12 protein-coding genes are annotated in these 6,866 nt (G+C 74.1%); 5 read left to right on the top strand and 7 right to left on the bottom strand.

Going from position 1 to position 6,866, the window contains the following annotated elements:
* From B0E53_RS31555 to B0E53_RS31545, 3 genes are all read right to left on the bottom strand, one after another.
* Positions 1-183, bottom strand: a 183-nt coding sequence (locus tag B0E53_RS31555) for a hypothetical protein (RefSeq protein ID WP_146167836.1), incomplete at its 3' end; no start/stop codon positions are given.
* On the bottom strand, positions 180-683 hold the full coding sequence (locus tag B0E53_RS31550) for a SigE family RNA polymerase sigma factor (protein WP_091319787.1): 504 nt from the start codon (positions 681-683) through the stop codon (positions 180-182). The genes B0E53_RS31555 and B0E53_RS31550, both read right to left, overlap by 4 nt.
* A gap of 54 nt (positions 684-737) precedes the next feature.
* On the bottom strand, positions 738-1,067 hold the full coding sequence (locus B0E53_RS31545) for a hypothetical protein (protein WP_107079316.1): 330 nt from the start codon (positions 1,065-1,067) through the stop codon (positions 738-740).
* Between the two features lie 232 nt (positions 1,068-1,299).
* Here B0E53_RS31545 and B0E53_RS31540 point away from each other — a divergent pair, with 232 nt between their 5' ends.
* Both B0E53_RS31540 and B0E53_RS31535 read left to right on the top strand, forming a co-directional pair.
* Complete coding sequence (locus tag B0E53_RS31540; protein WP_107079317.1) at positions 1,300-2,100, top strand: helix-turn-helix transcriptional regulator; 801 nt, start codon at positions 1,300-1,302, stop codon at positions 2,098-2,100.
* Complete coding sequence (locus B0E53_RS31535; RefSeq protein WP_107079315.1) at positions 2,091-2,279, top strand: DUF397 domain-containing protein; 189 nt, start codon at positions 2,091-2,093, stop codon at positions 2,277-2,279. The genes B0E53_RS31540 and B0E53_RS31535 overlap by 10 nt, the downstream gene beginning before the upstream one ends.
* A gap of 12 nt (positions 2,280-2,291) precedes the next feature.
* Here the strand turns inward: B0E53_RS31535 and B0E53_RS31530 are convergent, their stop codons facing one another.
* Positions 2,292-3,227, bottom strand: coding sequence for a phosphotransferase (locus B0E53_RS31530; RefSeq protein ID WP_210406290.1), 936 nt, complete (start codon positions 3,225-3,227; stop codon positions 2,292-2,294).
* A gap of 40 nt (positions 3,228-3,267) precedes the next feature.
* On the bottom strand, positions 3,268-3,846 hold the full coding sequence (locus tag B0E53_RS31525; RefSeq protein ID WP_107079314.1) for a dihydrofolate reductase family protein: 579 nt from the start codon (positions 3,844-3,846) through the stop codon (positions 3,268-3,270).
* A gap of 91 nt (positions 3,847-3,937) precedes the next feature.
* Between B0E53_RS31525 and B0E53_RS31520 the strand changes: the two genes are divergently transcribed.
* Together B0E53_RS31520 and B0E53_RS31515 are read left to right on the top strand one after the other, a co-directional pair.
* Positions 3,938-4,516 carry a TetR/AcrR family transcriptional regulator gene (locus B0E53_RS31520; RefSeq protein WP_107079313.1) on the top strand — a complete coding sequence of 193 codons (579 nt, stop codon included), beginning with the start codon at positions 3,938-3,940 and terminating at the stop codon, positions 4,514-4,516.
* 73 nt (positions 4,517-4,589) lie between these two features.
* Entirely contained in the window at positions 4,590-5,738 is a 1,149-nt protein-coding gene (locus tag B0E53_RS31515) for a polysaccharide pyruvyl transferase family protein (RefSeq protein ID WP_107079312.1), read from the top strand.
* A gap of 6 nt (positions 5,739-5,744) precedes the next feature.
* Here B0E53_RS31515 and B0E53_RS31510 read toward each other — a convergent pair whose 3' ends face one another.
* The gene (locus tag B0E53_RS31510) at positions 5,745-5,951 is read right to left on the bottom strand and encodes a hypothetical protein (protein WP_107079311.1); all 207 of its coding nucleotides are present in this window, start codon (positions 5,949-5,951) and stop codon (positions 5,745-5,747) included.
* An 83-nt stretch (positions 5,952-6,034) separates the two neighbouring features.
* Here B0E53_RS31510 and B0E53_RS31505 point away from each other — a divergent pair, with 83 nt between their 5' ends.
* Positions 6,035-6,556, top strand: coding sequence for a DinB family protein (locus B0E53_RS31505; protein WP_107079310.1), 522 nt, complete (start codon positions 6,035-6,037; stop codon positions 6,554-6,556).
* A gap of 6 nt (positions 6,557-6,562) precedes the next feature.
* Here B0E53_RS31505 and B0E53_RS31500 read toward each other — a convergent pair.
* Positions 6,563-6,866: PfkB family carbohydrate kinase (locus B0E53_RS31500; RefSeq protein ID WP_246835693.1), on the bottom strand; the 304-nt coding region annotated here is incomplete at its 5' end.

The following is a 6,866-nucleotide window of genomic DNA, read 5'->3' as shown; positions in this document are numbered from 1 at the left end:
CCCGGGCGGCCCGGCACCGCGTACCGCCACCGGCACCAGCGCCACCAGCACCAGCACCGCCGCGACCGCCGCCGCGATCCGCCGCCGGGTGCGCCGCGCGGTCCGCACCGCGCGCTCGTGCACCGGGTACGCGGGCACCTCGGCCGCCGCCTCCCGCAGCGCCTCCCGCAGCCGTACGCTCATCGCCCGCTCCTCTCCGGCGTCCGCTCCCACAGGTCGGGGACGAGGTCGCGGAGCCGGCGCACGGCATCGTGCCCGTGCCGCTTCACCGTCCCCACCGAGCAGCCGAGCACCTCGGCCACCTGCGCCTCGGTCAGGTCCTCGTAGTAGCGGAGCACCACCACGGCCCGCTGCCGGGCGGTGAGCCGGCGCAGCGCGGCCACCACGCTGAGCCGCAGCGCGGTGTTCTCGGTGTGGTCGCCGCCGCCCCGCTCGACCGGCGTCGCGTCCAGCCGTTCCGCCACCCGTCTCCGGCGCCACCACGAGACCTGCTGGTGGTACATGACCCGGCGCACGTAGGCCTCCGGGTCCCCGTCGCGGATCCGCCGCCAGTGCCGGTACGTCCGGGCCAGCGCGCTCTGCAACAGGTCCTCGGCGTGCTGGTGGTCCCCGGTCAGCAGGTACGCGGTCCGGGACAGCGCGGGCGACCGCTGCACCACGAACTCGTGGAAGGTCTCCGACATGCCCACCCCCTCACCCTGTCCGAACGCCGTCCACCCGCCGGTTGGTTGAGGCGGTCATTCGACCACGCCCCGCCGGTACGGCCCCCAGGCCACGAACCGGTCGAACAGGTCGCGCGGTGTGGGCCCGTCGTGCGGGTTCAGCCGGAACAGGTCGTGGGTCGCCTCGTGGTAGAGCCCGGAGAGGTAGACGGCCAGGTCGACGGGGTGGTCGGCGTACTCCGCCTTGAGCAGCAGTCGGGCCTGGGCGCACGGCCACGGCGAGCCGCAGGCCCGGCACAGCCACAGCGGCCGGATCGGCAGGTGCGCCGGCTGGTCCGGCGGGTAGGCGCGCGGCCGGTCGGGGTGCGGCCCGAGCCGCGGTACGGGAGGCATGGCGCCACTCATCACGACCTTCCTTGTCATCGGACGCAGGTCGGGGCCGCCCCCGGCATCGGGGGAATGGGGGCGGCCCCTCGGCGGGCCGGACGGGAGGCGGCCCACCGGTGACAGTCTGTTGAGGACGGCACTACGCTCGGAAGGGTTTCGGTCGCTCTGGGTGGTCGCCGAGCGGGGGCGAGGTCGGGCGCGGGAGACCGTGGGAAGCCGTGTGCGGATCTGGGCGGAGACAGGGGAGGGCATGGGCGGGTCGTGGTGGGAGTTCATCGCTGGTGAGCTGCGGCAGGCCCGCCTCCGAGCCGGCCTCAGCCAGGAGGATCTGGCCAAGCTGATCAATTACTCGGCGTCCCACGTGTCCGGTGTGGAAACGGGTCAGCGCCCGCCGAAGTCCGACTTCCTCGCGGCGGTCGACCAGGCGATGCACACCGGTGGGATGTTCGCTCGAATGCTCCACCGCGCCTCGCTGGTCGAGGGAACGCCGCCCTGGCTGCGCACCTGGATCGACAGTGAGCGGGAGGCGACCCTGCTGCGCTGGTACGAACCGGCCTACGTCCCCGGCATCCTCCAGACCGAGGCATACGCGCGAATGACAATGGCGGACAGCCTGCTCACCGAAGAGGAGACCGACCAGCGGGTCGTCTCACGGCTGGGGCGGCAGGCCATCCTCACCCAGGCGCACCCGTGCCCGCTCGTCGCCGTCCTCGACGTCATGGTGCTCCGTCGGCCGCTCAGGGGGCACGCAGCGCTGATGGGTCAGCAACTCGCCCACCTGGTGAAGATGGCCGCGCTGCCGCACGTGCAGATCCTGGTGGTGCCGGAGGAGGCCGGGCTCTACCCTGCCTTGCAGGGCGGCTTCATCCTGGCCACCCTGAGCGACGGGACAGTGCTGGCGCATCTGGATCACCAGGTCCGTGCGCAGGTGGTCAACCACACCGAGGACATTGCGAGCTTGCAACGGAAGTGGGAAGCCGTCCGTGGGGAAGCCCTGTCCCGCCGGCAGTCTCTCGACCTGATCAAGGAGGCGGCGCGATCATGGATCTGACCGGTGCCCGGTGGCGTAAGTCGACCCGCTCGGGCTCGAACGGCGGATCGTGCGTCGAGGTGGCCGACAACCTGCCCGGCGTGGTCGGCGTCCGGGACAGCAAGGACCCGGCCGGCCCCGTTCTCACCTTCACCCCGCAGACCTGGCGCGCCTTCGTGACCTTCGCCAAGCGGGCCTGATCCCGCCGGTCGTCAGCCGAGCCGGCGGGCGAGCCAGGGCAGCAGCGCGTCGCCCTGCAGGCGCTGGAACGCCCGCACCGTCGGGATGCCGGGCGGGGGCGGCTGGCGGGCGCCGTCCAGGAAGAAGCCGGTGAGCCCGGCCAGCACCCCGGTGAGGTCGGCCGGGTCCGCCCCGGCCGCGAGCGGCAGGGCGGCCAGCAGCGCCTCCGGGTCGTGGCCGCCGTGCACCTGCACGTTGACCAGGACGAGCAGGCTGTCCAGCCAGGCCGGCCCGCGGCAGGCCCACGGCCAGTCGACCACGGTGACCGTGCCGTCCGGGCCGATCAGGAGGTTGTCGGCCCGGACGTCGAGGTGGCAGAGGGTCTCGCCGACCAGCGCGGCCAGCCCCCGGTCGGCGGCCGCGCACAGCTCGGGGAGCCGGGCGCGCGCCCAACCGTCCAGGTCGGCCGGTGGGTCGGCGGCGATCCGTCGCCAGCCGCGGAAGTCGTACCCGAGCTGCTCGGTCGCGGTGGTGGCCGCCGCGGCGGGCGCCGGGGTGAGCACCGCGGCCATCGCCTCCAGGGTGGACAGCACGGCGGCCAGCTCGTCGGCCTGCCACGGGGTGACCGGGTGCCGGCCCTCGACGTCGGTGAAGACCAGCGCGATCCAGTCGCCGTCGTCGTGGCTCCCGAGCAGCCGGGGCGCGGGCGTCGCGGCCGGCAGCGCGGCGGCGACGCGTGCCTCGGCGCGGTGCAGCGCGGGGCTGCGGTCGTTCTGCGCCGGGCTGACCGCCTTGACGAAGGCCCGCCCGCCGCCGGCGGTGCGGACCCGGTCGGCGGTGCCGGGGGAGAAGCCGCCGTGCTGCGACTCCGCCGCCACCACCCGGTCGCCGAGGATCTCCTCGACCGCGGCGCGGACGGGCCCGGGTAGGTCGGCCCAGCGGATCCGGCTCTTCGTCAGGCTGGTCACCGCACCACCGTGCGCCGAGCCGCCCGGCCGCGGCAACCGATTACCGCGCCCCGGCGGTGTAGCGGAGCACCACCACGCCGCTGTCGAAGGGCCGGCTGTCGACCAGGGTGAACCGGTTCGGGGTGAAGCCCCGGTCGGCGAGCGGGACGCCGCTGCCGATCACGACCGGGTTGAGCTTGACCACCAGCTCGTCCACCTCGTCGAGAAGCTGCCCGGCGAGTTGCCCGCCGCCGCAGAGCCAGATGTCGCCGCCGGGCTGTCCCTTCAGCTCGCGGACGAAGGCCACCGGATCGGCGTCCACGATCTCCAGCTGGGGATCGTCGGACGGGGGCAGGGAGCGGGAGAAGACGTACTGCCTGAGGTGCGCGTAGGGGCTGGTCACGCCGAGCTTCAGCGCCGGGTCGTAGGTGGCCCGTCCCATCAGCAGGGCGTCGAAGCGGCCGGCCGGCGGCGAGGAGATGCCGAACTGGGCGTGGGTGAAGGTGGGGAAGGTCTGGGGCCATTCGGCGGTCAGGTAGGCCGCCACGTCCGGCGCCAGCGGGAGGAAGTCGTAGGACCCGTCGGGGGCGGCGATGAAGCCGTCGAGGGTGCTGGCGACGTAGTACACGAGCTTACGCAAACCGACTCCGATGTCCGGGATCAACCACGACGGCTGTCGTGGTGAGATCAGAATGTACAACACCTGTCGTGGTTATTGCTAGGGTGCTGCCATGGCCAGGAATCCGGAACGCCGTACCCTGCTCGCCGACGCCGGGTTGCGGGTGCTCGCCGCCGCCGGCGCGCGCGGGCTGACCCACCGCGCGGTCGACGCCGAGGCGGGCGTCCCCACCGGCACCGCCTCCAACTACTTCCCGTCCCGGGCGGCGCTGCTCGCCGGGCTGGCCGAACGGATCTTCGACCGGATCGCGCCCGACCCGGCGGTGCTGGCCGAACTCGGCGGGCGCGAGCCCTCCCTCGCGCTGGTCACCGACTACCTGCGCTACATCGTCGAGCGCACCACCCGCGAGCCCGACCTCACCCGGGCCCTGTTCGAGCTGCGGCTGGAAGCCTCCCGCCGCCCCGAACTGCGGGCCGCGCTCGGCGGCGTGCTGCGCCGGGGGTACGCCGACGACGTCGCCTTCCACGTCGCCGCCGGGCTGCCCGGCGGCGCCTTCGAGATCGCCCTGCTGCACTACGCGGTCGACGGGCTCCTGCTCGACCTGCTCACGACCTCGATCGACGCCGGGTTCGACGCCGATCAGGTGGTCTCCGCCCTGGTCTCCCGTCTGGTCGGCGGTGTCACCGGCTGACCGGCGCTCCGCCCAGGTATGTCGCGGCGGCCAGCGGGAACGCGGGCCGGGACGCACCTGGGGAGGAGCGACGATGACGGATGGCGCCGGACTGACCATCGGTGTGCTCGGCTCGTACGGCGGTCGCAACCTCGGCGACGAGGCGATCCTCACCGGACTCCTGGCCGACCTGCGTCGTCAGGAGCCGAACGCCCGGATCATCGTCTTCTCCCGGAACCCGGCGCACACCGCGCTGGCCCACCCGGACGTGGAGGCGGTGCCCTGGGAGGGTGTCAGCCGGGTCGACTCGTCGGCGGTCCTGGCCCAGCTCGACCTGCTCGTCCTGGGCGGCGGCGGGATCCTCTACGACAAGGAGGCCCGGCGCTACCTGCGGGTGGTCCGGGTCGCACAGGAGCGCGGGCTGCCGCTGCTCACGTACGCCGTCGGGGTCGGCCCGCTCAGCGAAGGGGTGGACACCGGGATGGTGCGGGAGACCCTGGGCCAGGCCACCGAGGTGACCGTGCGCGACCAGGAGTCCCGGATGGTGCTGGAGGAGGCGGGGCTGCTGAACCCCATCACCGTCACCGCCGACCCGGCGTTCCTGCTCACCCCGGAGGACTTCCCGGAGAGCTGGCTGCGTGAGGAGGGCGTGCCGGCCGGCAAGCAGCTGGTCGGGCTGAGCGTCCGCGAACCGGGCCGGGCGGCCGAACGCCTCGACGTCGACGGCTACCACCGCCTGCTCGCCCAGATCAGCGACTTCCTGGTGCACCGGATCGACGCGTACGTGCTCTTCGTGCCGATGGAACGCGACGACATCCGGCACTCGCACGGCGTGATGTCGCACATGATCGCCGCCGAACGGGGCCGGATCCTGCACAACGACTACTCGCCCCGGCAGGTGCTGGGCCTGATGAAGCACTTCGACCTCGCGGTCGGCATGCGCCTGCACTTCCTGATCTTCGCGGCCATGATGGGCACCCCGTTCCTGCCCCTGCCGTACGCCGGAAAGGTCTTCGACCTGGCCCAGCGGCTCGGGGTGCCGGCGCTGCGCGGCGTGGAGCGTGAGGTGGAGGGCCCGCTGCTGGCCGAGGTGGACCGGTTGTGGGACGAGCGCGACCAGCGGGCCGACGAGACCGCCCGGCGGGTGGCCGCCGTGTGCGAGCAGGCCCGCGGCACCTCCCAGGTCACCCACGGCGTGCTGGAGAGCATCCGGTCGCGGACGCTGAGCAGGGTCACGGCCTGAGCGGCGTCAGGCCGCCGGACCCCGCCAGGTGTAGACCCACTCGCGCTCGTGCTGGTCATCCGACTGCAGCTCGTAGATCTGCGCGTGCGCCAGCCCCTCCGGCCCGATGTGGTGGTGGGTCAGCGGCGGGCGGCCGTTGCTGTCCAGCTCCACCGTGACGGTCTCGCCGTCGGCCGTGCCGCCCATCAGAGGGATCTGCGCCGTGGATGCCATGCGCTCATCCTGCCGCGCGGATCGTCGGCCCGCAGCGGGATGAGGGGCAGCGGGCCGGCGGGCCCGGCGACTAGGGTCCGGGGATGGCGGAACCGACGATCGACCCCACTCTCGGTCCGGTCCTCGCCCGCACGGGCGACGAACGGGCCATCCTCGAATCGTTCCTCGACTTCCACCGGGCGACCGTGCTGCGCAAGGCGCGCGGCCTCTCCGACGCCGAGGCGGCCCGCCGCCTGGTGCCCTCCCGCACCACCCTCGCCGGGCTGCTCAAACACCTGGCCCTGGTGGAACGGAACTGGCTGCCCTGCCTGTTCGCCCCCGGGCCGGGTGACGTCTACCTCACCAGCGAGGCCGACGCCGAGGCCAGCTTCACCCTCGACCCGGGCGAGACGCTCGACGGCCTGGCCGCGGCCTACCGGGCCGCCTGCGCCCGGTCCCGGGCCGTCGCGGCCCGGTTCGACCTCGACCACGTGGTGCCGCACCCGCAGCTCGGCGAGGTGTCGCTGCGCTGGGTGTTGGTGCACCTCATCGAGGAGACCGCCCGGCACGCCGGGCACGCCGACATCCTGCGCGAGCTGACCGACGGCGAGACCGGGGCGATCTGACCGGGCTCAGCCCCGGGGCAGCAGGCCGGCCGGATATTCCATGCCGTCGTGGCTGCAGGCGGCCGCGGCCACCCGGGCGGCGTACCGGGCCGCGTCGAGCGGGGCGGCGCCGCGCAGCCGGGCGGCGATCAGGCCGGCGGCGAACGCGTCGCCCGCGCCGTTGGTGTCGACCACGGCCGCCGGCGGGGTGGTCGCGGGCACGTGCACCGGCGGGGGGTCCCGGCCGTGCCGGGTCGCCGCCGCCCCCCCCCCCGGCCCCCGCCCCGTCCGGGGGGCCCGCCCCGCCGCCACCCTTCCCGCCCCGGCGCCC

Source organism: Micromonospora sp. MH33 (genome assembly GCF_003013775.1).
Taxonomy (GTDB): Bacteria; Actinomycetota; Actinomycetes; order Mycobacteriales; family Micromonosporaceae; genus Micromonospora; species Micromonospora fulviviridis.
Note: the sequence above shows the minus strand (reverse complement) of the source record. Positions and strands in the feature narration are given on the sequence as shown.